This is a genomic window from Rhodococcus jostii RHA1 (genome assembly GCF_000014565.1).
Taxonomy (GTDB): Bacteria; Actinomycetota; Actinomycetes; order Mycobacteriales; family Mycobacteriaceae; genus Rhodococcus_F; species Rhodococcus_F jostii_A.
Window position 1 is genome coordinate 6,389,717 of the sequence record NC_008268.1, and the last position, 26,005, is coordinate 6,415,721.

The window sequence follows — 26,005 nt, forward strand, 5'->3', positions numbered from 1 at the left end:
GTCGTCGATGGCGCATGATCGCTGGGTGACCCATTCAGGTGAAGAATCCGGCCGGCCCACGATGCTTCCCATGCCCGGTGTTCCGGCACCAGCTCCGTCCGGCGCGTCTGCGCAGGAAGTGGCTCCCTCCGCCTCCGCCATGCGGCGGGTGCTGCGACGTGCCCGCGACGGCGCCACTCTGAACGTGGACGAGGCGACGACCCTGCTGCAGGCCCGCGGCGACGACCTGGCCGACCTGTGTTCGTCGGCGGCGAAGGTTCGGGATGCCGGGTTGCTGGCGGCGGGCAGACCCAGGGCCGTCACGTATTCGCGCAAGGTGTTCATTCCGCTGACGCGGTTGTGCCGGGACAAGTGCCACTACTGCACGTTCGTGACCGTGCCCGGCAAGTTGCGGGCCGAGGGGCGCGGCGCGTATCTGGAACCGGACGAGGTGCTGGAGATCGCCCGGCAGGGCGCCGAATTGGGCTGCAAGGAAGCCCTCTTCACCCTCGGTGACCGTCCCGAGGATCGGTGGCCGGAGGCCAAGCAGTGGCTGGACGAGCGCGGCTACGATTCGACGCTGGACTACCTGCGGGCGATGTCGATCCGGGTGCTCGAGGAGACCGGGCTGCTGCCGCACCTGAACCCGGGTGTGATGAGCTGGGAGGAGATCTCCCGCCTCAAGCCGGTGGCCCCGTCGATGGGCATGATGCTCGAGACGACGTCCACCCGGTTGTTCACCGACAAGGGCGAGTGCCACTACGGCAGCCCCGACAAGGATCCGGCGGTGCGGTTGCGCACGCTCACCGACGCCGGGCGGTTGAGTGTGCCGTTCACGACGGGCATCCTGGTGGGCATCGGCGAGACCGTGCGGGAACGGGCGGAATCGATCATGGCGATCCGCAAGTCGCACAAGGCGTTCGGGCACGTTCAGGAAGTGATCGTCCAGAACTTCCTCGCCAAGCCCGACACCGCGATGCGCGACGCCCCGGACGCGGGTCTCGAGGAGTTCGCCGCGACCATCGCCGTGTCCCGGCTGCTGCTCGGCCCGGGGATGCGCATCCAGTCACCGCCCAACCTGGTGTCGAACACCGAATGCCTGGCGTTGCTGGGTGCGGGTGTCGACGACTGGGGCGGCGTGTCGCCGCTGACCCCGGACCACGTGAACCCGGAGCGGCCGTGGCCGAACCTGGACACCCTGGCCGCGATCACCGCCGAGGCCGGGTTCGAGCTCACCGAGCGCACGGCGGCGCAGCCGCAGTTCGTGCTGGCCGGCTCGCCGTGGATCGATCCGCGGATCACCGGGCACGTGCAGGCCCTCGCGGACCCGCACACCGGGCTGGCCAAGCTCGACACGAAGCCGGTCGGGTTGCCGTGGCAGGAGCCGGACGAGTCCTGGGAGTCGACGGGCCGGGTGGATCTGAACACCGAGATCGACACCGACGGCCGCAACACCGAGACGCGCAGCGACCTCGGCAGCGCGTTCGGGGACTGGGAGACCGTCCGCGAGCAGGTGCTGGAGTTGAGCGGCCCGGTCCGGGTGGACACCGACGTCCTCGCGGCGCTGCGCAGCGCCGAGCGCGATCCGGCGGGCTGCACCGACGACGAATACCTGGCGTTGGCGACGGCCGAGGGTCCGGGGCTCGAGGCGATGGTGGCGCTGGCGGATGCCCTCCGCAAGGACGCCGTCGGCGACGAGGTGACCTATGTGGTGAACCGGAACATCAACTTCACCAACATCTGCTACACCGGCTGCCGCTTCTGCGCGTTCGCGCAGCGCAAGGGTGACGCGGACGCGTTCACCCTGTCCACCGACGAGGTCGCGGACCGCGCCTGGGAGGCCCACGTCGCGGGCGCGACCGAGGTCTGCATGCAGGGCGGCATCGACCCGGAACTCCCGGTCACCGGGTACGCCGATCTGGTGCGCGCGGTGAAGGCGCGGGTGCCGTCGATGCACGTGCACGCGTTCTCCCCGATGGAGATCGTCAACGGCGCCTCCCGCGGCGGGCAGAGCATCCGGGACTGGCTGACGGAACTGCGCGAGGCCGGTCTGGACACCATTCCCGGCACGGCCGCGGAAATCCTCGACGACGAGGTGCGCTGGGTGCTCACCAAGGGCAAGCTGCCCACCGCCACCTGGATCGAGGTGGTGACCACGGCGCACGAGCTGGGTCTGCGGTCGAGTTCGACGATGATGTACGGGCACGTCGACAACCCGACTCACTGGGTCGGGCATCTGCGGGTGCTGTCCGGAATCCAGGACCGGACAGGCGGATTCACCGAGTTCGTTCCGCTGCCCTTCGTGCATCAGAGCGCGCCGCTGTATCTGGCGGGCGCGTCGCGTCCGGGCCCGACCAACCGTGACAACCGGGCCGTCCACGCCCTGGCCCGGATCATGCTGCACGGGCGGATCCCGAACATCCAGACCAGCTGGGTCAAGCTGGGGGTCACGGGCACCCAGGTGATGTTGCAGGGCGGCGCCAACGACCTCGGCGGCACCCTGATGGAGGAGACCATCTCCCGGATGGCGGGTTCGGAGCACGGCTCCGAGAAGACCGTCGCCGAACTGCGGGCCATCGCCGAGGGAATCGGCCGCCCGGCACGCGAACGCACCACCACACACGCCCGACGCGAGGGAAGGACACCGGCCGCATGAGCGAGACGGATCGGCTGGGCGACGACACGGTCGTCGGCATCCTGGATCGCGCCGCCCGGGGCATCAATCCCGTGCTCGATCTGGCCCTCACGGATCCGTTCGGTATCAAGCGCCGGACGTTCACCTTGACAGCGGAGGACAGGGGCGCCGCGGAGGCGCTGCTCGACGGGATCGCCTGGGTTCTCGACACCGTGCAGTTCCCGGGGACGGCGTCGTGGGAGAAGGCGAGCGACGACGAGCGGGCACGGTGGTGGGTGACGAGGATCGGCGCGCTGAACACGATCGCGGTCGCATTCCCGGGCATGTTCGGGGTGCTTCTCAATCGACTCCCGATCCAGGACGTGCTCGGGTTCGCGAATCAGGCCGTCGTTCTCGTCGCCGTCGCCCGGGAATACGGCATGACGAACCGATCCGACCAGGTGGACCTGCTGGCGTCCGTGCTCTGCCGGCGTGACACCGACGCGTCTGCGGTGCTCGCCGATACGACGCGATCCGATTCGGCGGACGGCGAGTCCGTGTGGCGCCCGTTCGGGCTCATCGGCGCGCTGTGGCGTACCGGGCGCACGGTGCGCGCGCTCAGTGACGAACTCGACAAGCGTCCTGCGCCGGGCTCGACCTACTCGCTGCTGGGCAATATCCCGGTGGTCGGTGTGGTGGCCGGGTATCTCGGTGAACGGGGAGCGCTGGTGAGAGCCGCGAAGCAGGGCGAGCAGTGGATCGCGTCCCGCGCGCCGCTGCCCGCGACGGTACGTTTGGTCAGGTAACCCTCACCGCAGAGGGGTCCGCCGGGCAGGCGATAATAGTTTCTTCCGCGGGGTACAAGCAGCCCGTACCTCGCGTTTACTCGTGTCAGAAAGGCAGGGAGAGCGGCAGTGCCCTACACGATTGCTGAACCGTGCGTGGATGTGTTGGACAAGGCGTGTATCGAGGAATGCCCCGTCGACTGCATCTACGAGGGCGGGCGGATGCTCTACATCCATCCGGACGAATGCGTGGACTGCGGCGCCTGTGAACCCGTCTGCCCCGTCGAAGCCATCTTCTACGAAGACGACGTCCCGGACCAGTGGAACGGCTACATCGCCGCGAACGTCGACTTCTTCGACGACCTCGGTTCTCCCGGCGGCGCGGCGAAGCTGGGCAAGGTCGACTACGACCCGCCGTTCGTCAAGGCTCTGCCCCCCATGGGCGAGGACTAGATGTGCCTCGTATCCCGGTAGCCACAGCACTTCCCGACTTTCCGTGGGACTCGCTCGAATCGGCGAAGGCGAAAGCCTTCGCCCACCCGGGTGGCATCGTCAACCTGTCGGTGGGGACCCCCGTCGATCCGGTCGCCCCGATCATCCAGGACGCGCTGACCGCGGTCGCCGAGGTTCCGGGATATCCGACGACGCACGGCACCGAGGAGCTGCGGAACGCCGCGGTGGAGGCGCTGCGCCGCCGCTACGGCATCACCGGCATCGATCCGGCTGCGGTGCTGCCCGCGATCGGCACGAAGGAGCTCATCGCCTGGCTGCCACGCCTTCTCGGGCTCGGCGCAGACGACCTGGTGGTCATTCCGGAACTGGCGTACCCGACCTACGAGGTCGGTGCGCTCCTCGCGGGTGCGCGGGTGATCCGGGCCGACGGTCTCAACCGGCTCGGTCCGGAGGGTGCGTCGCTGATCTTCGTGAACTCGCCGTCCAACCCCACCGGCAAGGTGCTCGGTCTCGGGCATCTGCGCAAGGTGGTCGACTGGGCGCGCAGCCGGGGCGCCATCGTGGCGTCCGACGAGTGCTACCTGGGGTTGACCTGGGAAGGTGAAGCCCTCTCGATCCTCGACGAGCGGGTGAACGACGGCGATCTCACCGGGCTCCTCGCGGTGCACTCACTGTCGAAGACGTCCAACCTCGCGAGTTACCGCGCGGGGTTCGTCACCGGTGACCCGGCGTTGGTGGCCGAACTTCTCGAGGTCCGCAAGCACGCGGGCATGATGGTGCCGTTGCCGATCCAGTCGGCGATGACCGCCGCGCTCAGCGACGACGACCACGAGAACGAGCAGCGTGAGCGGTACCGCCGTCGCCGCGAGATCCTTCTCGCAGCGGTGCGCGGCGCCGGATTCACCGTCGACAACTCCGAAGCCGGGCTGTACCTGTGGGCGACCCGCGGCGAAGCCTGCCGGGACACCGTCGAGTGGTTCGCCGAGCGGGGCATTCTCGTGGCGCCGGGGGAGTTCTACGGTCCCGGTGGCGGCACCCACGTGCGCATCGCCCTCACGGCCAGCGACGAACGAATCGCGGCCGCGGCCGAACGACTGGTCTGACCCGAGTCGGCACGTACGGAGCGGTCACGGTGAAAGTATTGGGCCGTGACCCTCGACGACGTCGCCGACGAACTGTACGGCCTCGACCCCGGTGAGTTCGTCGAGGCGCGCACCGCGCGGGTGACCGCGGCGCGGGAGAACAAGGACCGCGCACTGGCGACCGAGATCGGGAAACTGCGGAAGCCGACGGTCGTCGGCTGGCTCGTCAACCTGCTGGCCCGCGAGCTACCCGACGAGGTCGGCGCGCTCCTCACCCTCGGTGACGCCCTCCGCGACGCGCAGCGACACCTGTCCGGCCCGGACCTTCGGCGGCTGAACACGCAGCGGCAGCAGGTGGTGCGGGCGTTGGCGCGCAAGGCCGGTGAACTCGCCGCCGAGCGAGGCCGGACGGTCGGGGAGGACGCACTGCGGGATGTCGGTCAGACCCTGCACGCCGCACTCGCCGACGCCGAGACCGCCGAACAGGTGCGGCGTGGCCGGGTGGTGACGGCGGCGAGCTACAGCGGTTTCGGTCCGGCCGGACTCTCCGTCGTCCAGGGAAAGACGGCGAAGAAGACCTCGACGTCCGAACCCGCCACCACGCCCCCGGCCGACAAGCCGGGGAAGAAGTCGAAGAAGAAGCCGGTGGAGCGGGACCGCGACGCCGAACGCGCAGCGGCCGAGGCCGAACTGGCGGACGTCACGTCCCGGGCCGAGGAGGTCCGCGGTGAACTGACCGACGCGAGAACGGAACTGGAGAACGCGCGGTCGACGCTGACGGAGATCGACCACCGGATCGAGGAACTGCGCGCCGAACTCGAACACGCCGAGCAGGAGCGGCAGTTCACCCGGAACGCGGAGAAAGCGTCGGCGGAGGCGGTGCACCGGGGGGAACGAGACCTCGACGCGGCGGAGCGGCGCGTCGAGGAAGCCCGGCGTGCAGTCGACGGTCTCGGCTAGGACGTCCGGAACTTGACCTGCAGCGCACTCGAGGTTCTAGCGTGAATTCATGTCCTTCACTCAGCAGGAACTCGATTATCTGGCCTCACAACGCCTGGGCCGGCTCGCGACGATTCAGCCGAATGGCACGCTGCAGGTCAGTCCCGTCGGCTTCCACTACAACGCCGGCACATCCACGATCGACATCCAGGGCTACAACATGGCGGCGAGCCGCAAGTTCCGCAACGTCGCCGACAACGGGAAGGTGGCGTTCGTCGTGGACGACGTGCCGTCGGTCGACCCGTGGCGGGTCCGCTGCGTCGAAATCCGCGGGCGCGCCGAGGCCCTCGACGCCGATGCCGCCCAGGCGAACGATCTCGGCGGACCGACCATTCGCATCCGCCCCGAACGGATCATCAGCTTCGGGCTCGGCCCCACCGATCAGGACGTCCATCAACTCGTGTCGAACGCACGCGACGTGTAGAGGCGACTTACGCGACGTCCGGTCGGTAGCCGGCTGTGAGGACGGCGACCGTGGACGGCGGTGTCAGGACGGTGGCGGTGCCGGTCGGCCGGTTCGCCGGAGTCCCGTATCCCTCGGCCGACCACGGGACGACCGTGTCACCCAGCACGACCGCGGGTCCGCCGTCGGACAGCGCGAACGCGCCGTCGGGCAACGACGACCACGGGGCCTCGTGCGTGCGCTGGCCGGAACCGACCAGTCGTTCCCCGTGCAGCCGGGCGTCCATCTGGTCCGCCCCGGGCAGCCCACCCCCGTGTGCCGACTGCCACGCGACGCGAAAGTCGTTGTACCGCTCGCGTCGGCACAGGGCGCACGGCCGGTGCCCGGCCGCGAGGGCCACCGCCTCGTCGTGGAAGAACAGGACCGTGTAATGGCCGTCGCTCCACTGGGCGACGGTGCGGGCCGGGTAGTCCGTGACGCAGATGATCCACCGCTTGCCTGCATGGTTGCGCACGACGGTGTGCCCCCGGTGCAGGCAGCCCCGGTTTCCCATGAACCGGCCGCGGAGTGGAATCGCGACGATCTCGGATCGGGGTGACACGCGATTCCGTTCGGCCATGTGCCGATGGTAGCCAGCCGACCCGCGCGTCAAAACCGGATGAGTACCCCCGTCCGGCGCTAACCTGGGCTCAAGGGTTCCGCTCGGACGGGTGTCCCCGTTCGCCCGCGGTCCCCGGTCACAGTTCCTCACGATCTGAGGGCAGGAGGCAGGCAGCATGGACGCCATCACCCAGGTTCCGGTGCCCACCAACGAGCCGGTCCACACGTACGCGCCGGGCAGTCCCGAACGTTCCCGAGTGCAATCCGCACTCACCGACATCGCCACCAATCCCGTCGACATCCCGCACGTGATCGGTGGCAAACACCGGCACGGCAACGGCGAGCGCGTCGACGTCGTGCAACCCCACCGGCACGCCGCCGTGCTCGGCACGCTGCGCAGCGCGACCCACGACGACGCGTCGGCGGCGGTCGAGGCGGCCACGGCCGCGGCACCGGACTGGCGGGCACTCTCGTTCGACGACCGGGCCGCGGTCATCCTGCGCGCCGCCGACCTGCTGTCCGGCCCGTGGCGAGAAACGCTCGCCGCGGCGACGATGCTCGGCCAGTCGAAGTCGGTCCAGCAGGCGGAGATCGACGCACCGTGCGAGCTGATCGACTTCTGGCGCTTCAACGTTCACTTCGCACGCCAGATCCTGGCCGACCAGCCGATTTCCTCACCCGGGGTGTGGAACCGGCTCGAATACCGTCCGCTCGAGGGCTTCGTCTACGCCATCACGCCGTTCAACTTCAGCGCGATCGCGGGCAACCTGCCGACCGCGCCGGCGTTGATGGGCAACACGGTGATCTGGAAGCCGTCGTCGACGCAGACCGTCGCCGCGTACTGGACCATCAAACTGCTCGAGGCGGCGGGAATGCCTCCGGGTGTGATCAATCTGCTCACCGGCAGCGGGCAGGCGGTCTCGGAAGTGCTGCTGAGCGACCCCCGCCTCGCGGGTATCCACTTCACCGGTTCGACCCGGACGTTCCAGCGCTTGTGGAGCGAGGTGGGCGCGAACATCGGGAAGTACGCCGGCTACCCCCGGCTGGTGGGGGAGACCGGCGGCAAGGACTTCGTGGTCGCGCACGCCTCGGCCGACGAGGACGTGCTGCGGACGGCACTGGTCCGCGGTGCGTTCGAATACCAGGGCCAGAAGTGTTCGGCCGCCTCACGCGCCTACGTCCCGAAGTCGCTGTGGCGGCGGATGCGGGACACGTTCACCGCGGAAGTCGACGCCCTCACCTACGGTGACGTGACGGATCTGGAGAACTTCGGCGGGGCCCTCATCGACCGGCGCGCCTACGACAAGAACGTCGCGGCCATCGAACGCGCCCGCGGCGCTACCGGTCTCGAGATCGCCGTCGGCGGCAAGTACGACGACAGCGTCGGCTACTTCGTCCGCCCCACCGTGCTCCTCGCGGAGGATCCTGCCGACGAGGCGATGACCACCGAGTACTTCGGTCCGATCCTGACGGTGCACGTGTACGACGACTCGGCCCCGAACGCGTTCGCCGACGTGCTCGCCGAGGTCGACTCGGCGGCCCCGTACGCGCTGACCGGCGCGGTGATCGCCGACGACCGCCAGGCCGTCGAACAGGCGACGTCGGCTCTCCGGTTCACTGCCGGCAACTTCTACGTCAACGACAAGCCGACCGGTGCCGTCGTCGGGCAGCAGCCGTTCGGCGGGGCCCGCGCCTCGGGCACGAACGACAAGGCCGGGTCCAAGCTCAACCTGCTGCGGTGGGTGTCGGCCCGCACCATCAAGGAGACGTTCGTCCCGGCCACCGATTACCGATATCCGCACATGGGGTCGGAATGAAAGCGCCCACGGTTCTGGCGAATCCGCTGCGCCCGGCGATCCTCGCGGCGGCCCGGTCGTCCCGAGTCAAACGGGCGGTCACCGGCGCCCCGGTCACGCGGAAGCTCGTCGACCGTTTCGTCGCGGGGGAGAACCGGGAGTCGGCGCTCGCGGCCGTTCGGGAGATCCTCGATTCGGGCCGGTCGGTGTCGATCGACTTCCTCGCCGAAGACACGCGAGACGTCGCGGGAGCCCAGGCGACGGTCGACGAATATCTGGCGCTCGTCGCCGACCTCGGTGCGCTACCGGAAACGGCGGACGGAACTTCGGGTGTTCGCCGCCTCGAGGTGTCGATGAAATTGTCGGCGCTCGGGCAGGCGCTCGCCGGCGACGGTCGCAGGATCGCCACCGACAACGCCCGCACGATCTGCGCCGCCGCGGAGGCGGCGGGGGTGTGGGTGACCGTGGATGCCGAAGACCACACGACCACCGATTCGACGCTGGCGATCGTGCGCGAACTGCGCAACGACTACCCCTGGCTCGGTGCGGTGGTGCAGTCGTATCTGCGACGCACCGAGGACGACTGCCGCTCCCTCGCAGGCCCCGGGTCGAGGGTCCGGCTCTGCAAGGGGGCGTACCGGGAACCCGAGTCCGTGGCCTTCCAGGACCGCGCTGCCGTGGACGCGTCGTATCTGCGATGCCTGGGGATCCTCATGGACGGGTCCGGGTACCCGATGGTGGCCTCGCACGATCCGGCCGTCATTGACGCGGTCGCCCCGCTGGTCGGGCGCACCGGCCGCGCCGCGAACGCCTACGAGCACCAGATGCTGTTCGGGATCCGGGACGTCGAGCAGCGTCGGCTCGCGAACGAGGACAAGCAGGTTCGGGTGTACGTGCCGTACGGAAGTCAGTGGTACGCGTACTTCATGCGGCGACTGGCCGAGCGTCCCTCGAACCTGCGGTTCTTCCTGCGCTCGGTGGTCACCCGGGACTGACCGGCGCGGTCGCGGATCGGTTCCCGTGGGGGTGTGTCGTTGTAGAGTTTCGCGGTGACGACTTCAGGCGGGGGATGGACCAGCGCGGTCCTCTTCGCCGTCGTTCTCGTCCTCGCGACGCTGCTCGGTTCGACGCGCATCGGCGAGGTCCGGCTCACCCGTCCGCCGCGCACCGCGGTGGTGCTGTGGTTGCTGATCGCCGTGCCGTCGCTGCTGCAGATCGTCGTCCCCGCCGTCCTCGACGCCCTCGAGCGTGACCCCACCCAGATCCGGGACCACCAGTGGTGGCGGATCGTCACGTCGGTTGCGGTGCAGGACGGGGGACTGGCCGGAACCGCGGTGAATCTGCTCGTTCTCGCGTGGGTCGCCCCGCTCGCGGTCCGGGTCTGGGGTGGAGTGCGGGCGGTCCTTCTGTTCGTGGCGAGCCAGATCATCTTCGGCCTGTTCACCGCGTTTCTGTTCCCGTCGCCGGGGGCGGGCAACTCGGGTGCCACGCTTGCGCTGGCCGCGTCCCTCGCCGGTCTGGTGGTGATGCAGTCCAAGGAGTGGCGAGCACTCGCCGCGAGCGGCGGCATCGTCGCCGCCGGTGTCCTGCTGGTGGTCGTCGACGACGCCCACGGATTGGCTGTGCTGACCGGGGCGCTGCTGGGTGCGGCACTGGCCACCGTCAGTCCGCCACCGGGAGACCCACCGGACCGCGTCCGGGCCCTGTGAGAGGCTGTCGATGTGCTGCTGCGATCTCTGAATCCTCTGGCCGTCGCCCAGGGCGACGACATTCCCGACGCCATCCGGATCGGCGACGCCACCCTGTCGCGCGGTGACGTGCTCGGTGCGGCGACGTCCGTGGCCGAGCGTGTGGCACGCGCGGATCGGGTCGCGATCCTCGCCACCCCCACCGTCACCACCGTCCTCGCCGTCGTGGGCTGCCTCATCGCCGGTGTGACCGCGGTGCCGGTGCCGCCCGATTCCGGTCCCGCCGAACTCGAGCACATCCTGCGTGATTCCGGTGCGCAGGCGTGGCTCGGTGAGGCGCCCGCGGACACGGCCGGGCTGCCCGTCGTTCCGGTCCGCGTCCACGCCCGGTCGTGGCACAGCTACCCGGAACCGCCCGAGTCGGGCATCGCGTTCGTGCTCTACACGTCCGGCACCACAGGACCCCCCAAGGGAGTGCTGATCAGCAGGAAGGCCATCGCCGCCGGCCTCGACGCCCTCGCCGACGCCTGGCAGTGGACCCGCAACGACACACTGGTGCACGGACTTCCGCTGTTCCACGTCCACGGACTCATCCTGGGTGTGCTGGGACCGTTGCGTATCGGCAGCCGTCTCGTCCACACGGTCAAGCCCACCCCGGCGGCCTACGCCGCCGCACACGGAACGATGTACTTCGGTGTCCCCACGGTGTGGGGTCGCATCGCCGACGACCCCGAGTCGGCGCGCGCGCTGTCGGGTGCGCGACTGCTGGTGTCGGGCAGCGCCCCGCTGCCCGTGCCGGTGTTCGAGAAGCTGCACGAGCTGACCGGGCTCGCACCGATCGAGCGGTACGGCATGAGCGAGACGATGCTCACGCTCAGCACCAGGGCCGACGGCGAGCGTCGCCCGGGGTGGGTCGGAGTGCCGGTCCGCGGCGTCGAGACCCGGCTGCGCGACGAGCGCGGCGGCGACGTTCCCCACGATGGCGAATCCATCGGCGGACTGCAGGTGCGGGGTCCGATGCTCTTCGACGGCTATCTCGGCAAGCCCGACGCGACGGCCGAATCGTTCACGGACGACGGCTTCTTCAAGACCGGCGACGTCGCCGTCATCGACCCGGACGGGTTCCACCGCATCGTCGGCCGCGAATCCACGGACCTCATCAAGTCGGGTGGATTCCGGGTCGGGGCAGGGGAAGTGGAGACATCTCTCCTCGGCCACCCGAGCGTGCGGGAAGCCGCGGTGGTCGGCCTCCCGGACCCGGACCTCGGCCAGCGGCTCGTGGCCTTCGTGGTGGGGGACGACGTCTCGGAAACCGAGCTGATCGAGCACGTGGCCACCGAACTGTCGGTGCACAAGCGGCCCCGCGAGATCCGTGTCGTCGAGTCGCTTCCGCGGAACGCGATGGGCAAGGTGCAGAAGAAGCAGCTGTTCTGAAATCGGTAAGGTGGCGTGCGATACCGGCCCAACACGGATTGGCAGGCGCACAGTGAGTGTCGAGAGCATCGTCCAGAGCACCCGAATCGTCCTCGCCTCCCGGCCGGACGGCGCGCCCACCACCGACAACTTCCGGCTCGAGGCGGTGAACCTCCCCGACCCCGCCGAAGGCCAGGTGCTGATCCGCGTCATCTACCTGTCCCTCGACCCGTACATGCGCGGCCGGATGAGTGCCGCGGAGTCCTACGCCGACCCGGTCGAGATCGACGAGGTCATGGTCGGTGGCACCGTCGGACAGGTGGTCGACTCCCGGCACCCGGATTTCGCAACCGGTGACTACGTTCTCGGGTACGCGGGCTGGCAGTCGCACGCCGTGGTCGACGGCAACCAGCTCCGCACACTCGACCGCCGCGCCGCGCCGTTGTCGACCGCCGTCGGAGTTCTCGGCATGCCCGGCTTCACCGCGTACTCCGGCCTGTTGAAGATCGGGCAACCGAAGGCAGGCGAGACGGTGGTCGTCGCGGCGGCCAGCGGTCCGGTCGGCTCGGCGGTGGGGCAGATCGCGAAACTGAAGGGCGCCCGGGCCGTCGGGATCGCGGGCGGACCGGAGAAGTGTGCCTACCTGCTGGACGAACTCGGATTCGACGCCGCCGTCGACCACCGGTCACCGAACTTCGCCGAGGAACTGCGCGCCGCGTGCCCCGACGGCATCGACGTCTACTTCGAGAACGTCGGCGGTGCGGTGGCCGCGGCCGTGCTGCCGCTGCTCAACCTGTATGCGCGAGTTCCCGTGTGCGGCCTGATCGCGCAGTACAACGACACCGAGACGCCCGAGGGGCCGGATCGGCTGCCCGGCTTCTTCACCCGGGTGCTGGTCAAGAGCCTCACGATCCGCGGATTCATCCAGCGCGAGTTCGTCTCCGAGATGTACGCGGACTTCCAGCGTGATGTGTCCGGGTGGATCCGGGACGGGCGATTCGCCTACCGCGAGGACATCGTCGACGGGCTCGAGAATGCGCCCGCGGCGTTCATCGGTCTGCTCCGGGGCAGCAACTTCGGCAAGCTCGTGGTCCGGGTCGCCGAGGAGGACTAACGGGCCGTATTCGCCCTGGACACGGCGCTGTCGTGATACAACGGTGACAGAAGCGAACCCTCGTTATGTTTGCGTGATGTCGATGATGCGGGAGTTCGGTGTCATCCACATAGGGGAGTGATCAGATCTATGACGAATCATAGTTCGGGGCCCGGTTCGCAGATCCTCGTCGACGGCAGGCCCGCCTCCGCCCCGCTGCGCGACACGCTGACGGTCGCGCAGAAGCTGGTCCGGCATTTCGCCGACAACGTGACCCCCTGCGGTTCACTGCCCGGCGAACAACTGCAGAGCGACGTCATGGATTTCACGATCGTCTGCCTCGGTCTCGGTATCCAGATGCTCGACGAGGGCATCAGCCCGACGGACGAGGACCTCGCGGAGGTGCGTAACAGTTCCGCGCGCTGGGCCCGCGAGGGGTTCCCGTTGAAGCTCGTGCTCCGCATTCTCCACGAAGGCATCCAGGAGGCCGGCGACCTCGTCGCCTCGAACGCCCGCAAGGAAGACCTGCCCGAACTCCTGGTCATCCAGAAAGTGATGTTCACGCTCCTCGAATGCGTGACCGTCGCCGCCACGACCAGCTACGTGGAGGAACTCGAAGCCGTCAACAGCGAACGCGACGGTGCCGCGGTCAACCTCGTCACGGCGCTGCTCAGCGGCAGAAAGGCGGCGACCGCCGCGCGGCACGCGGGTGTGGAGCTGGCCGACGAGTACGTCGTGCTGGGGCTGTCGATTCCGTCGCATCCCACGGAGGCCGTGACCCACCGGCGCAAAGCCGTCGTCGCCCGGCAGAAACTCCGCCGGTTGCAGATCGAGCTGGCGGACGCCGCGGGTGGTGCCGCCCTCTGTTCGCTGAGCCCGGACGGCGGAACACTGTTGCTGCCGGGCTCGCCCGAGCGGGCCTGGATGGTGTCGCTGCTCGACCGCATCGGAGCCGCCGCCGGAGTTCCCCTCACCGCGACGGCGACGCGGGTCCGCACCGCCGGTATCCCCGCGGCCGCGGACCAGGTCCACGAACTCCTCGGCCTCGCCCACCAGCTGGCGCTGGAACCGGGCCTCTACGAAATGGACGATCTGGCGCTCGAATACCAGCTCACCAGGCCCGGGCCCGGCCGGACCCACCTGGCGCGGCTCCTCGAACCGTTGCAGGGCTCACCCGAACTGATCGAGACGCTCGAGGTGCACATCGGCCACGATCTCAATCGGCAGCGCACCGCGAAACAGATGCACCTTCACACCAATACGGTGGACTACCGTCTCAAGCGGGTGGCGCAGCTGACGGGCTGCGATCCGACCCGCCCGTCCGGACTGCGGCAGATCCAGGCCGCGCTCGTCGCCCGCAGGCTCGAGGTCGAGCAACCCGATCGCTGACATCGCCCTGATCCGGCCGCCCGCCACCGGCGCAGCGTCGTACGCTGCACCGTTCGCTACGATGTGGGCCGGATCATATTCGGTCCGGGTGTGTCGGTGGTCGTCTCGTGACCGAAATGTTAGGGAGGCAGGCGATGGCCGGAGGGCGTCATTCGAGCGCGGGACAGGAACGCGGTGGTCGCTCGCCCGGGTTCTACGCGGTGTGCGCCGCTGTCGTGCTCGGACTCGTGGCCTCCGTGGTCGTCGTCGTGCAGGCGGTGCGCTCCTGGGCCGACGACTGTGATCAGGTCACCGACTACACCCTCGCCGCCGACCCGAGCATCGTGCCCGCCCTGAGCAGCATCCTCGGCGAAGCGAACGACACCGACCTGGGCTGCGCGAACGTCGCCGTCAGCGCCGCGACGTCCGGCGACATCGCGGGACGACTCGGCAAGGGAACCGACGCCCCGGACCTCTGGATCCCCGACACCGGCGCCTGGGTGGGCAAGGCGGCACTCACCGCTGCCGGTCCGGTCGAGGTGATGACGGGGTCGATCGCATCCTCGCCCGTTGTCCTGGCCTCCCGCGAGGAGGACGCCCCCACGTCGCCGACGTGGCTCGCCGCCCTCCAGATCAAGGACATCCAGCTGGGCAACCCCCTCGTGACCGGGGTCGCGCAGGCTCCGATCAACGCGGCACTCGCCGAGGGCCAGGCCGACCCCGTGTCTGCGGGGACGGTGCGGGCCGCGCTGGTCCCGCTCGCGCAGGAGGAGAGTGCTCGTACCGCGGATGAGCCCATCGGTGAGGAGATGCTGCAGGGAGTCGTCGACAACGGTGGAGTCGCCGTGGCCACCGAACAGTCCGTGCTCGAATTCTCCGACGGTGACGGCGCACCCTCGCTCACCGCGACGGTGCCCCCCACGGGCAGCAATTTCATGAACTTTCCTCTCGTCGTCACCTCGCCGGCCCCCGACCGGCACTACCGGGCCACCCAGGTGGCACGTGCCGTCGCCGCTGTTCTGGGCGGTGAGGAGGCCCGTGCGGTACTCGCGGAGAACGGATTCCGCGGACCCGACGCAAGCCCGCCGGCCGGCGACCGTGGCGTCGGCCGAGTCACCAAGCTCGCGCTCGAGGACGAGTCGGCGCTACAGGACGCCCTCGGCGGGTGGGCGTTGATGGCGCTGCCCATCCGCACGCTCGTCGCGATCGACGTATCGGGGTCGATGGAGACCCCCGCAGGGAACCGGTCGCGCATGGACCTCACGGTCGATGCGGCGCTCGCCGGCAATGCGATGTTCCCGGACAGCGTGTCCGCCGGGTTGTGGGCGTTCTCGCAGGGGCTCGGCGGGGGACCGCAGGACTACAAGGAGATGGTCCCGATCCGCCGCTACGACACGGTGGTCGACGGCCTCACACAGCGCCAGCTGATGGCGCAGCAGGCGGGGAAGGTCGACGGGCTGATCGGCGGCGGCACCGGCCTGTACGACACGACGCTGGCCGCGTTCCGGACGGTGCAGGAGACGTACGACCCGCGCGCCGTGAACAGTGTGATCATCCTGACCGACGGCGCCAACGAGGATCCGGACTCCATCACGAAGGAACAGCTTCTGAGCATCCTGCAGCGCGAGACGGATCCGGCGCGGCCCGTCATCATCGTGACGATCGGCATCACCGGCGACGCCGATGCGGCCACACTCGCCGAGATCTCGCGGGTCACCGGAGGGTCGAGCTACGTCGCGAAGGATCCCGCCGACATCGCCAACGTGTTCGTCAACGCGCTGGCCGCGCGCGGTCGCAGCTAGCGGAATTCCGTTCCGGCGCAGTCGGACTTTTGAGGCCGCACCCCTAGCCATTTATCGGGTGGTAGTGCTTTGGTGAAAGGGGGAGTCGGACTCAATCGAGGAGCTCGTCATGGCCAAGCCGTTCAGAGGTGTCGTCAATCTCGATATCCGGGACTCGATCCCGGATTGGGGTCCGTACGAGCAGCCGAAGGCGCCGCCCGGTTCGCCGAACGTCCTCTACATCGTGCTCGACGACGTCGGTTTCGGAGCGATGGGCTGCTACGGCGGGCCGATCGAGACCCCGAACATCGACCGGATCGCCGCGAACGGTCTGCGGTACGGCCAGTGGCACACCACCGCCCTGTGTTCCCCGACGCGATCCTGCCTGCTGACGGGGCGTAACCACACCACCAACGGGATGGCGTGCATCAGTGAGTGTGCTGTCGGATTCCCCGGTGGGAACGGGCACATCCCTCCCGAGTGCGCCACCCTCGCCGAGATCCTGGTCGAGCAGGGCTTTTCCACCGCGATGGTCGGCAAATGGCACCTGTGTGCCGAGGACGAGATGAACCTGGCATCGACGAAACGGAACTGGCCGGTCGGCCGCGGCTTCGAGCGCTTCTACGGCTTCCTCGGCGCGGAGACGAACCAGTGGTATCCGGATCTCGTGCACGACAACCATCCCGTCGAGCAGCCCGCCACCCCGGAGCAGGGCTACCACTTCAGCGTCGACATCACCGACCACGCGCTCGACTACCTCGGCGACGTCAAGGCAATTGCCCCGGACCGGCCGGTGTTCCTGTACTACGCACCCGGCTGCGCGCACGCACCGCACCATGTGCCCCAGGAGTGGTCCGACCGCTACCGCGGCAGGTTCGACGACGGCTACGAGGCGATGCGCGAGCGGACCCTGGCCCGGCAGAAGGAGATGGGCCTCGTACCTCCGGACACCGAGTTGCCGCCGCTCAACCCGATCGGCACCCCCGACTCCCGCACCGGACCCGACGGCCAGCCGTTCCCACCGCTGGACTTCACCCGCCCCTGGGACACCCTGTCCGACGACGAAAAACGGCTCTTCGCGCGCATGGCCGAGGTGTACGCCGGTTTCCTCTCGCACTGCGACGACCAGATCGGCCGACTGCTGGCCTACCTCGAGGAGATGGAGCAGCTCGACAACACCATCATCGTGGTGGTCTCCGACAACGGCGCCAGCGGCGAGGGCGGACCCAACGGTTCGGTCAACGAGAACAAGATCGCCAACAGCGTGCCGGACGATCTCGCCGAGAATCTGAACAAGCTGGACCAGCTCGGCGGCACCGAGACCTACAACCACTACCCGAACGGGTGGGCGATGGCCTTCAACACCCCGTTCAAGATGTGGAAACGCTACTCGTTCAACGGCGGCACCAGCGATCCGTGCATTTTGTCGTGGCCCGCCGGGATCGAGGCCCGCGGCGAGACCCGCGACCAGTACCACCACGCCATCGACATCGTCCCGACGCTGCTCGACTGCCTGGGTGTCGAACTCCCCGAGACGGTGAAGGGGTACACCCAGCACCCGATCCAGGGTGTGAGCATGCGCTACAGCTTCGACGCCGGCACCATCCCGACCGCCAAGCACACGCAGTTCTATTCGATGCTCGGCGGAAGGGGGATCTGGCACGACGGCTGGAAGGCCGTCACCACCCACCCGACGCTGAGCGGGTGGAGTCGTTTCCCGGAGGACACCTGGGAGCTGTACCACACCCAGGTGGACCGAGCCGAACTCCACGACCTCGCCGCCGAGGAACCCGGCAGACTCGCCGAGCTCGTCGGGCTGTGGTTCCACGAGGCCGGCGCGAACCAGGCGCTGCCGCTCGACGACCGCTCGCCCGTCGAACTCCTCACCACCCCACGTCCGCAGCTCGCACCGCCGCGCAACCGCTACGTCTACCGACCCGGCGGCGCGGAGGTACCGGAGGCGGTGGCGGTCAACCTCCGTAACCGCTCCTACTCGATCGGGGCGCTCGTCGACCTCCCCGAACCCGGTGCCTCGGGAGTGTTGTTCTCCCACGGTGGCAGGTTCGGTGGGCACTCGCTGTACGTCAAGGACAACCGGCTGCACTACGTGTACAACTTCCTCGGCAGCGATCAGCAGAAGATCGATGCGACCGAGGACCTGCCGACCGGGGAGAACCTCATACTGGCCGCGTCGTTCGAGAAGGACGGTGAGGACCCACCCGGGACCGCCCACGGGGTCCTGAGCCTGTACTACGGCGACCGCAAGGTCGGCGAGGGCCGAATCCGAACGCAGCCCGGCAAATTCAGCATCGGAGGCGGCGAGGGTCTCAATGCCGGCCGGGACAGCGGCGAACCCGTCACCGACGACTACCCGGGTGCGTCGCCGTGGGCCTTCACCGGTGGGACGTTGAACCGAATTGCGATCGACGTCAGCGGCGAACCGTTCGTCGACCTCGAACGCGAAGCCGCGGCCATGCTCTCCCGCGAGTGAGAGCGGAAGGGCCATGACGGAACCCCTTCCGAGCTGGCGTGAGGGTGATGGCAAGGCGGCCATCGTGGGATTCGTCGGGCGGGTGACGGCGGAGGGCGTCCCCGTGGAGGATCGGATCGCGGTCTTCGACAACGACGGCACTCTGTGGTGTGAGAAGCCGATGCCCATTCAGCTCGACTTCATCCTGCGCCGTCTCGTCGTCATGGCCGAGCACGATGAGGATCTTCGCACCCGTCAGCCCTGGCAGGCCGCCTACACGCAGGATTACGGCTGGTTGAACGACGTCATCAGGCGGCACTACAGCGGCGACGACAGCGGCGTGAGAGAACTCGCCGCCGGTGTGCTGACCGGTTTCGCCGATGTAACCGTGGAGGAATTCGAGGCCGGGGCGGACCGGTTCCTGCGCACCGCACGGCATCCCACCCTCGACCGCGACTACCTGGCGTGCAGTTACGCACCGATGGTGGAGTTGCTCGACTACCTGGCCGTCAACGGATTCCGCAACTACATCGTGTCCGGCGGTGGCCGCGATTTCATGCGGCCGATCAGTCACGACGTGTATGGCATTCCGCGGCAGCGGGTCATCGGCAGCGGGGTGTCACTGGCCTGGAAGCACGACGGCAGCAGCGGCGTGATCGTCCGCAGAGCGGAGGCGGACGTCCTCGACGACGGACCCGAGAAGCCGGTGCAGATCTGGAACCGGATCGGCAGGCGACCCCTGCTGGCGGCGGGAAACAGCAACGGGGACATCCCGATGCTGCAATTCTCGGAGGCGCCGGACCGGCCGTCGCTGCGGTTGCTGCTGCGCCACGACGACGCCGCCCGCGAGTTCGACTACGTCGCGGGCGCCGAGGAGGCGCTCGAACTGGCCGGAACCCAGGACTGGACCGTCGTCAGTATCGAAAACGACTGGGCAACGGTGTTCCCGCCGCAACTCGAATAGTCCGGGGAATCCTCGTGGGTTGGCCGCGAATCGGGGAATCGACGCCTAGCGTGATGCATGGCACGACCGGGCCCCGATTGCGCACCCTCCCGAACAGGAACACTCCATGGACACTGTCAGGTTCTTCGAACTCGCAACGGAAGTGTTCGAAGTGCTCGGTGTCCTTGCGATGGTTGTCGGGTTTCTCTTCGCCTTCTTCCTCGCGGTCCGCGCGTGGAGGCGGACCGGGGACGGTGCTCAGGCGTTCAAGACCCTGCGGGAGTCGCTGGGAGGCGCGATTCTGCTCGGCCTGGAATTGCTCGTCGCGGCCGACATCGTCAAGACGGTCACGTCCACACCGTCGCTGACCGATGCCGCCGTCCTGGGGGTGATCGTGCTGATTCGCACCGTGCTGAGCCTGTCCATCGAGATCGAGATCGACGGTGTCGCACCGTGGCGGAAGGCGTTCGTGACCGGACCGCAGGTGCTCGCCCACGCGGCGCGCTCGTCCGCGGGGCAGGAGCCGAGTTCGGGCCGGTGAGTCGCCGGCCCGAATCGGTCACACCGTCTGCGAGCGCTGGCGTAACCGGGTGTTGAGCACACCGAGTGCCGCGATGACGAGGAACAGGACGCACGTCGAGATCAGCTGGGTGCGGGCATCGGAGTCGAAGAGCATGAGCACGACGAAACCGCCGAGCATTGCGAGAGTGAGGTAGCTGAGCCACGGGAACAACCACATCCGCACGGTCAGCTTGCCCTCGCGTTCGAGCCGCGGGCGCAGCCGCAGATGCGAGACGACGATGAAGATCCAGATGACCAGCAGCGCCGAGCCGACGGCGTTCAGGAGAAGTCCCAGGAGGTCGTCGGGCAGCCACCAGTTGAGCAGGACGCTGACGAAACCGAAGAACACCGACAGCAGCACCGCGTTGAGGGGCACTCCGGAATTCGAGATCCGGGCCATGAACGCGGGACCGTCGCCGCGCCGGGACAGCGAATACGCCATCCGCGACGTGCCGTAGATGTTGGCGTTGAACGCCGACAACAACGCGACCACGACCACCAGTTCCATGAACCCGGCCACGTACGGGATGTGCGCCTGGTTGAGGACGGCCACGAACGGTCCGCTCTTCAGGTCCGAGGAATCCCAGGGAAGGACGAGGACCATGATCGAGATCGAGCCGAGGTAGAAGACGCTGATGCGCCAGACGACGCTGCGCATCGCCACGGCGATGGACCGCTCAGGGTCCTCGGATTCGGCGGCGGCGATGGTCACGATCTCGATGCCACCGAACGCGAACGCGACGACAAGCAGTCCCGCGGCGACGCCGGCGAAGCCCTCGGGCATGAAGCCGCCGTGGCCGAAGAGGTTGGTGGTGCCCACCGGTTCGGTGTCCGGCAGCAGGCCGAACACCAGCAGCACGCCGATCACCAGGAACGCGATGATGACGGTGACCTTGATGGCCGCGAACCAGAACTCGAACTCACCGAAGTTGCTGACCTTCGCGAGGTTGACCGCCGCGAAGAAGATCACGAACACGAGGGCGACGACCCACTGCGGAACACCCGGTAGCCAGCCGCTCACGATGCCGGAGGCGCCGGTGATCTCGGCGCCGAGAACCATGATCAGCATGAACCAGTAGAGCCAGCCCATCACGAATCCGGCCCATTCGCCGATGCCGATCCGCGCGTAGTGCGAGAAGGACCCGCTGGCGGGGATCGCCGCTCCCATCTCGCCGAGCATGCGCATCACGAACACGACGATGATGCCGGCGAGCAGGTAGGAGACGAGGACGGCGGGACCGGCGGTCGCGATACCGACACCGGTACCGAGGAACAGTCCGGCACCGATCGCGGAACCGAGGCCCATCATCGTGAGGTGACGGACCTTCAGGCCCCGGCCCAGGGTGCTGGTCGAATCGGTCATGGTGTCGGGTGTTCGCGAACCGCTCACTGCGTCAGTCGTTTGCGTGCAGAGCGGCGTTCAGTTCCACGCCGGTGCCCTTCCACGGCACGACCTCGACGGCTCCCGACACGGAGTTGCGACGGAACAGCAGGTTGGACTGGCCGTTGAGTTCCTTGGCCTTCACGACGGTGCCGTCCGGCCCGGTGACCTTGGTTCCCGCGGTCACGTACAGGCCGGCCTCGAGGACGCAGTCGTCGCCGAGCGAGATGCCGAGACCGGCGTTGGCGCCGAGCAGGCAGCGCTTGCCGACGGAGATGGTCTCCTTGCCGCCACCGGACAGGGTGCCCATGATCGAGGCGCCGCCGCCCACGTCGGATCCGTCGTCGACGACGACGCCCGCGGAGATACGGCCTTCGACCATGGAGTTGCCGAGCGTGCCGGCGTTGAAGTTGACGAAGCCCTCGTGCATCACGGTGGTGCCGCTGGCCAGGTGGGCGCCGAGGCGCACGCGGTCGGCGTCGGCGATGCGGACGCCGGACGGGACGACGTAGTCGACCATGCGCGGGAACTTGTCGACACCGAACACGGTGACCACACCGCGGATGCGCAGGCGCGACCGCACCTTCTCGAAGCCCTCGACCGCGCAGGGGCCGAAGTTGGTCCACACCACGTTGGACAGCAATCCGAACAGACCGTCGAGGTTGACGCCGTGCGGGGTCACGAGGCGATGCGAGAGGAGGTGAAGGCGCAGGTAGGCGTCGTGTGCGTCGGCCGGCGGCGCGGACAGGTCGGCGATGGTGGTGCGCACCACGACCTGGTCGACCTCACGCGCTTCGTCGGGTCCGGCGAGGAGTGCCAGATCGGAGGGGATGTCGCCACCCTCGATCCGCACGGTGCCCGCGTCGTCGAAGTTTCCCAGCTCGGGTGCCGGGAACCAGGTGTCGAGGACCGTGCCGCCGACGGTCACGTTGGCGATGCCTACTGCTGATGCTCCCTGTGTGCTCACGGCAGTAGAGGTTACTGCCTCATTACTCGGGCATTCCCAGCGGTCGTTATCGGGGCGTGATCGAATCGAAACCGAGCGGGTTCCGGGCGGGTGGGGGAGTATGCACGGGGCACGTGGGACACACCGGGAAAGGTCGTGGCAATGCGCATTTCGAGGTTGGGTCGATTCGTCGGAGGCGGCCTGCGGGCGGCGGCAGCGGGCGCACTGCTCGCGGGAGTCGTGTCGGTGGTGGCGCCGCAGACCGCGTCCGCCGCCCCGGTGTGCCCGGGCGCCGGTCAGGCGCCGGTTCTCGTGGGGCGGGTGCCGGGTGCGGCGCTCGAGGGAGTCGCCGTGGACGGCGGGGGTCGCCTCTACACGACGGACCTCGTGAGCGGACGCGTGTTCCGCCTCGACGCCCCGGGAGCCCCCGCGGTCCCGGTCGCGACGGTGCCGGACGGCGGGGCCGGGGCGCTGGCCTGGGCGTCGGACGGCTCACTGCTGGTGGGATACGGCGCGGACGCCCGCGTGTTCCTCGGCGACATCCTGCGTCCGGGCGCGATCGCGAAGCTGAACACCGCGACCAACGTGCTCACCCCGTTCGTATCGGGACTGAGCGCGGCCAACGGACTCGATGTCGCCGCCGACGGAACCGCATACGCCACCAACGACTTCGGAACCCAGATCGGGCGGGTGTTCGCCGACGGGCGGGTGGAACCCAACTGGGCGACGCTGCCCAGCGCCAACGGTGCGGTGCTCGGCGCGGACGATCGGTACCTCTATGTGTCGCGGACGTTCGTGAATCCGGGTGTGAGCCGGATCCCGCTGGCGAACCCGCGAGCGCCCGAGAGCATCCTCGACCTGTCCGGTCTCGACACGTTCGCCGCGCCCGACGGCCTGGCCATGGACTCGCGAGGCCGTCCGGTGGTCCCGGCCAACGTGCGCGGCGAGATCTGGCGCCTCGACTCGCCGGGGCAGTACTGCGTGCTGGCGTCCGGTCTGCCGACGTCGAGCATGGTCGTCTACGGGCAGGGGTCCGGCGGCTTCTCGGCGGGACGGCTGTTCCGCATCGGTTTCGACGGTGCGATCTACGAGATCCCCGGCGGCGTCGACGGGTAGCAACACCCGAGCGGGCGGACGGGTCGGCTTAGGGTGGACGGGTGAGCCCACTCGACCTCCACGCCGATCCCATCGACCTCACCGCCGCCCTGGTGGACATCCCGAGCGTCTCGCACGACGAGTCGGCGATCGCCGCCGCCGTCGAGTCGGCGCTGCGGGAGCAGACCACCGGTTTCGAGATCATCCGCAACGGCAACGCCGTGCTCGCCCGGACCGATCGGGGACTGCCGAGCCGGGTGATGCTCGCCGGTCACCTGGACACGGTGCCGATCGCGGACAATGTGCCCTCCCGGCGTGAGGGTGATCTGCTGCACGGATGCGGAACGGTCGACATGAAGTCGGGCGACGCGGTGTTCCTGCACCTCGCCGCCACCACCCGGAACCTCGCGCACGATCTGACCCTGGTGTTCTACGACTGCGAGGAGATCGCAGCCGTGCACAACGGGCTCGGACGGATCGAACGCGAGATCCCCGACTGGCTGCGCGCGGACGTCGCGATCCTCGGCGAGCCGACCGGAGGTCTCATCGAGGCGGGGTGTCAGGGCACGTTGCGGGTGACGCTGACCACCCGCGGCACCCGCGCGCACTCCGCGAGATCGTGGCTGGGTGACAACGCGATCCACCGCTTCGCCCCGGTCCTGCAGCGGCTGTCGGACTACACGGCGCGGTCGGTGGACATCGACGGCTGCGTGTACCGGGAAGGGTTGTCCGCCGTGCGGATCTCGGGCGGCGTCGCGGGCAACGTGGTTCCCGACGCGGCGGAGATGGACGTGAACTTCCGCTTCGCCCCCGACCGCAGCGCCGAGCAGGCCATCGACCACGTGCGGGAGGTCTTCGACGGCCTCGAACTGGGTTTCGAGGTCACGGACCTGTCGCCGGGAGCCCTGCCCGGGTTGAGCGATCCGGCGGCTGCGGCCCTGATCGAGGCGGCGGGCGGCGAGTTCCGCGCCAAGTACGGGTGGACGGACGTGTCACGGTTCTCCGCCCTCGGCATCCCGGCCGTCAACTACGGCCCCGGCGATCCGAACCTCGCACACAAGCGGGACGAGCACGTGCCCGTCCAGCAGATCACCGACGTGACGACCGTGCTGCGCGCCTATCTGAGCGCCCCGTGACTGCCCGGTGCCCCGAACGGGCCACCCGCTAGCCTGGGGCGCATGGCACCCGAGAAGAACAGTCACGGCCGGAAGTCCTCGTCCGTGAAGCACCGGGGTCCGGTGCAGTTGAGGCGCGCCCGCAAGGCCGACACCACCACCACCGACGAGCGGTTGCTCGACGAGCGGGGCTCGACCGACTGGGTGCACACCGACCCCTGGCGGGTACTGCGGATCCAGAGCGAGTTCATCGAGGGGTTCGGTGCCCTGGCCGAGGTGCCGCGCGCGGTCACCGTCTTCGGTTCCGCTCGCACTCCGGACGGCCACCCGGAGTACGAGGCGGCACGGGCGCTGGGTGCCCGCCTGGCCGAGGCCGGCTACGCCGTCATGACCGGCGGCGGCCCCGGCGTCATGGAGGCGGCCAACCGCGGCGCCAGCGAATCGGGTGGTTACTCCATCGGCCTCGGCATCGAGCTGCCGTTCGAGGAGGGCCTCAACGAGTGGGTCGACCTCGGCATCAACTTCCGCTACTTCTTCGCGCGCAAGACGATGTTCGTGAAGTACTCGCAGGCGTTCATCTGCCTGCCCGGCGGGTTCGGGACGCTCGACGAGCTGTTCGAGGCGCTGACTCTGGTGCAGACGCGCAAGGTCACGAGATTCCCGATCGTCCTGTTCGGCACCGAGTACTGGTCCGGGCTCGTGGACTGGTTGCGGGGAACTCTCCAACGCAGCGGCAAGATCTCGGAAGGTGACGTCAATCTCTTGCACGTCACGGACGATGTGGAGGAAGCGGTGCAGATCGTCATACGGTCGCAGCAGGGTGTCGACGAAGCTGCCCTGCTCGGGACGGAGGACCAGTGGTGATACCGGAAACTGTTCCACCGCGGTCGTTCTCGGTGTGCGTCTACTGTGCGTCCGGTCCCGTGGACGACCACTTCCTGGAACTCGCGTCCCGGGTGGGTACCGAAATCGGAAAGCGCGGTTGGCAACTCGTGTCCGGCGGCGGCAACGTCTCGATGATGGGCGCGGTGGCCGAGGCTGCCCGCGCGGCAGGGGCGACAACCGTCGGTGTCATTCCGAAAGCTCTGGTGCACAGAGAAGTCGCCGACGTCGACGCCGACGAGCTGGTGGTCACCGACACCATGCGCCAGCGCAAGCAGATCATGGAGGACCGGGCGGACGCGTTCGTCACGCTGCCCGGCGGTATCGGCACGCTGGAGGAGCTGTTCGAAACGTGGACCGCGGGCTATCTCGGTATGCACGAGAAACCGGTGGTCCTGCTCGATCCGCACGGTCACTATACGGGGCTGCTCGACTGGCTCGACGGACTGCGGGGCGGCGGTTTCGTGGCGCAGCGCGCCCTCGACAGGCTGCTCGTCCGGGTCGATGTCGGGGAGGCGCTGGACGCCTGCGTCTCCTGAGGCGCCGCCCGGTCCGCGT

General features: G+C 68.7%; 23 protein-coding genes. 20 read left to right on the forward strand and 3 right to left on the reverse strand.

What is annotated here, in order from left to right; all coding sequences use genetic code 11:
- The first annotated feature begins 7 nt into the window (after positions 1 to 7).
- From RHA1_RS29045 to RHA1_RS29070, 6 genes are all read left to right on the forward strand, one after another.
- Entirely contained in the window at positions 8 to 2,635 is a 2,628-nt protein-coding gene (locus RHA1_RS29045) for a bifunctional FO biosynthesis protein CofGH (RefSeq protein WP_011598018.1), read from the forward strand.
- Complete coding sequence (locus tag RHA1_RS29050; RefSeq protein ID WP_011598019.1) at positions 2,632 to 3,399, forward strand: hypothetical protein; 768 nt, start codon at positions 2,632 to 2,634, stop codon at positions 3,397 to 3,399. The genes RHA1_RS29045 and RHA1_RS29050 overlap by 4 nt, the downstream gene beginning before the upstream one ends.
- A 108-nt stretch (positions 3,400 to 3,507) precedes the next feature.
- Complete coding sequence (gene fdxA / locus RHA1_RS29055) at positions 3,508 to 3,831, forward strand: ferredoxin (RefSeq protein ID WP_005263360.1); 324 nt, start codon at positions 3,508 to 3,510, stop codon at positions 3,829 to 3,831.
- Between the two features lie 2 nt (positions 3,832 to 3,833).
- Positions 3,834 to 4,934, forward strand: a complete 1,101-nt coding sequence (gene dapC / locus RHA1_RS29060; protein ID WP_011598020.1) for a succinyldiaminopimelate transaminase — start codon at positions 3,834 to 3,836, stop codon at positions 4,932 to 4,934.
- Between the two features lie 45 nt (positions 4,935 to 4,979).
- On the forward strand, positions 4,980 to 5,873 hold the full coding sequence (locus RHA1_RS29065; RefSeq protein ID WP_011598021.1) for a hypothetical protein: 894 nt from the start codon (positions 4,980 to 4,982) through the stop codon (positions 5,871 to 5,873).
- A 49-nt stretch (positions 5,874 to 5,922) separates the two neighbouring features.
- Positions 5,923 to 6,336: a PPOX class F420-dependent oxidoreductase gene (locus RHA1_RS29070; protein ID WP_009479195.1), complete on the forward strand. Its 414-nt coding sequence runs from the start codon at positions 5,923 to 5,925 to the stop codon at positions 6,334 to 6,336.
- A gap of 7 nt (positions 6,337 to 6,343) precedes the next feature.
- On the opposite strand, the gene RHA1_RS29075 is transcribed toward RHA1_RS29070, so the two are convergent.
- Positions 6,344 to 6,934 carry a hypothetical protein gene (locus RHA1_RS29075; RefSeq protein ID WP_041812163.1) on the reverse strand — a complete coding sequence of 197 codons (591 nt, stop codon included), beginning with the start codon at positions 6,932 to 6,934 and terminating at the stop codon, positions 6,344 to 6,346.
- Between the two features lie 157 nt (positions 6,935 to 7,091).
- On the opposite strand from RHA1_RS29075, the gene pruA reads away from it, so the two are divergent.
- The 10 genes from pruA (at position 7,092) to RHA1_RS29125 (ending at position 20,008) form a co-directional block, all read left to right on the forward strand.
- Positions 7,092 to 8,732: an L-glutamate gamma-semialdehyde dehydrogenase gene (pruA, locus tag RHA1_RS29080; RefSeq protein WP_011598023.1), complete on the forward strand. Its 1,641-nt coding sequence runs from the start codon at positions 7,092 to 7,094 to the stop codon at positions 8,730 to 8,732.
- A complete protein-coding gene (locus RHA1_RS29085) occupies positions 8,729 to 9,706 on the forward strand; it encodes a proline dehydrogenase family protein (protein WP_011598024.1) in 978 nt (325 codons plus the stop codon). The genes pruA and RHA1_RS29085 overlap by 4 nt, the downstream gene beginning before the upstream one ends.
- A 54-nt stretch (positions 9,707 to 9,760) precedes the next feature.
- Complete coding sequence (locus RHA1_RS29090) at positions 9,761 to 10,420, forward strand: rhomboid family intramembrane serine protease (RefSeq protein WP_011598025.1); 660 nt, start codon at positions 9,761 to 9,763, stop codon at positions 10,418 to 10,420.
- A 12-nt stretch (positions 10,421 to 10,432) separates the two neighbouring features.
- Positions 10,433 to 11,833: an acyl-CoA synthetase gene (locus RHA1_RS29095; RefSeq protein WP_009479200.1), complete on the forward strand. Its 1,401-nt coding sequence runs from the start codon at positions 10,433 to 10,435 to the stop codon at positions 11,831 to 11,833.
- Positions 11,834 to 11,885: 52 nt separating this feature from the next.
- The gene (curA, locus tag RHA1_RS29100; protein WP_011598026.1) at positions 11,886 to 12,926 is read left to right on the forward strand and encodes an NADPH-dependent curcumin/dihydrocurcumin reductase; all 1,041 of its coding nucleotides are present in this window, start codon (positions 11,886 to 11,888) and stop codon (positions 12,924 to 12,926) included.
- 129 nt (positions 12,927 to 13,055) lie between these two features.
- Complete coding sequence (locus RHA1_RS29105; protein ID WP_011598027.1) at positions 13,056 to 14,294, forward strand: PucR family transcriptional regulator; 1,239 nt, start codon at positions 13,056 to 13,058, stop codon at positions 14,292 to 14,294.
- Between the two features lie 134 nt (positions 14,295 to 14,428).
- Positions 14,429 to 16,075: a substrate-binding and VWA domain-containing protein gene (locus RHA1_RS29110; RefSeq protein WP_011598028.1), complete on the forward strand. Its 1,647-nt coding sequence runs from the start codon at positions 14,429 to 14,431 to the stop codon at positions 16,073 to 16,075.
- 109 nt (positions 16,076 to 16,184) lie between these two features.
- Positions 16,185 to 18,545, forward strand: coding sequence for an arylsulfatase (locus tag RHA1_RS29115; RefSeq protein WP_011598029.1), 2,361 nt, complete (start codon positions 16,185 to 16,187; stop codon positions 18,543 to 18,545).
- Positions 18,546 to 18,558: 13 nt separating this feature from the next.
- A complete protein-coding gene (locus tag RHA1_RS29120; RefSeq protein WP_011598030.1) occupies positions 18,559 to 19,488 on the forward strand; it encodes an HAD family hydrolase in 930 nt (309 codons plus the stop codon).
- A 106-nt stretch (positions 19,489 to 19,594) separates the two neighbouring features.
- On the forward strand, positions 19,595 to 20,008 hold the full coding sequence (locus RHA1_RS29125; protein WP_011598031.1) for a DUF1622 domain-containing protein: 414 nt from the start codon (positions 19,595 to 19,597) through the stop codon (positions 20,006 to 20,008).
- An 18-nt stretch (positions 20,009 to 20,026) separates the two neighbouring features.
- On the opposite strand, the gene RHA1_RS29130 is transcribed toward RHA1_RS29125, so the two are convergent.
- A complete protein-coding gene (locus tag RHA1_RS29130; RefSeq protein WP_011598032.1) occupies positions 20,027 to 21,391 on the reverse strand; it encodes an amino acid permease in 1,365 nt (454 codons plus the stop codon).
- Between the two features lie 31 nt (positions 21,392 to 21,422).
- On the reverse strand, positions 21,423 to 22,376 hold the full coding sequence (gene dapD, locus RHA1_RS29135) for a 2,3,4,5-tetrahydropyridine-2,6-dicarboxylate N-succinyltransferase (RefSeq protein WP_011598033.1): 954 nt from the start codon (positions 22,374 to 22,376) through the stop codon (positions 21,423 to 21,425).
- 141 nt (positions 22,377 to 22,517) lie between these two features.
- Here dapD and RHA1_RS29140 point away from each other — a divergent pair, with 141 nt between their 5' ends.
- Genes RHA1_RS29140 through log form a run of 4 tightly spaced genes read left to right on the forward strand, consistent with a single transcriptional unit; the run spans position 22,518 to position 25,986 of the window.
- Positions 22,518 to 23,471: an SMP-30/gluconolactonase/LRE family protein gene (locus RHA1_RS29140; RefSeq protein ID WP_009479210.1), complete on the forward strand. Its 954-nt coding sequence runs from the start codon at positions 22,518 to 22,520 to the stop codon at positions 23,469 to 23,471.
- A gap of 41 nt (positions 23,472 to 23,512) precedes the next feature.
- Positions 23,513 to 24,586 carry a succinyl-diaminopimelate desuccinylase gene (gene dapE / locus RHA1_RS29145; protein WP_009479211.1) on the forward strand — a complete coding sequence of 358 codons (1,074 nt, stop codon included), beginning with the start codon at positions 23,513 to 23,515 and terminating at the stop codon, positions 24,584 to 24,586.
- 42 nt (positions 24,587 to 24,628) lie between these two features.
- Positions 24,629 to 25,429, forward strand: a complete 801-nt coding sequence (locus RHA1_RS29150) for an LOG family protein (protein ID WP_016883313.1) — start codon at positions 24,629 to 24,631, stop codon at positions 25,427 to 25,429.
- Positions 25,423 to 25,986: a cytokinin riboside 5'-monophosphate phosphoribohydrolase gene (log, locus tag RHA1_RS29155; protein ID WP_041812166.1), complete on the forward strand. Its 564-nt coding sequence runs from the start codon at positions 25,423 to 25,425 to the stop codon at positions 25,984 to 25,986. Before RHA1_RS29150 ends, log begins: the two co-directional genes overlap by 7 nt.
- The last annotated feature ends 19 nt before the right edge of the window (positions 25,987 to 26,005 follow it).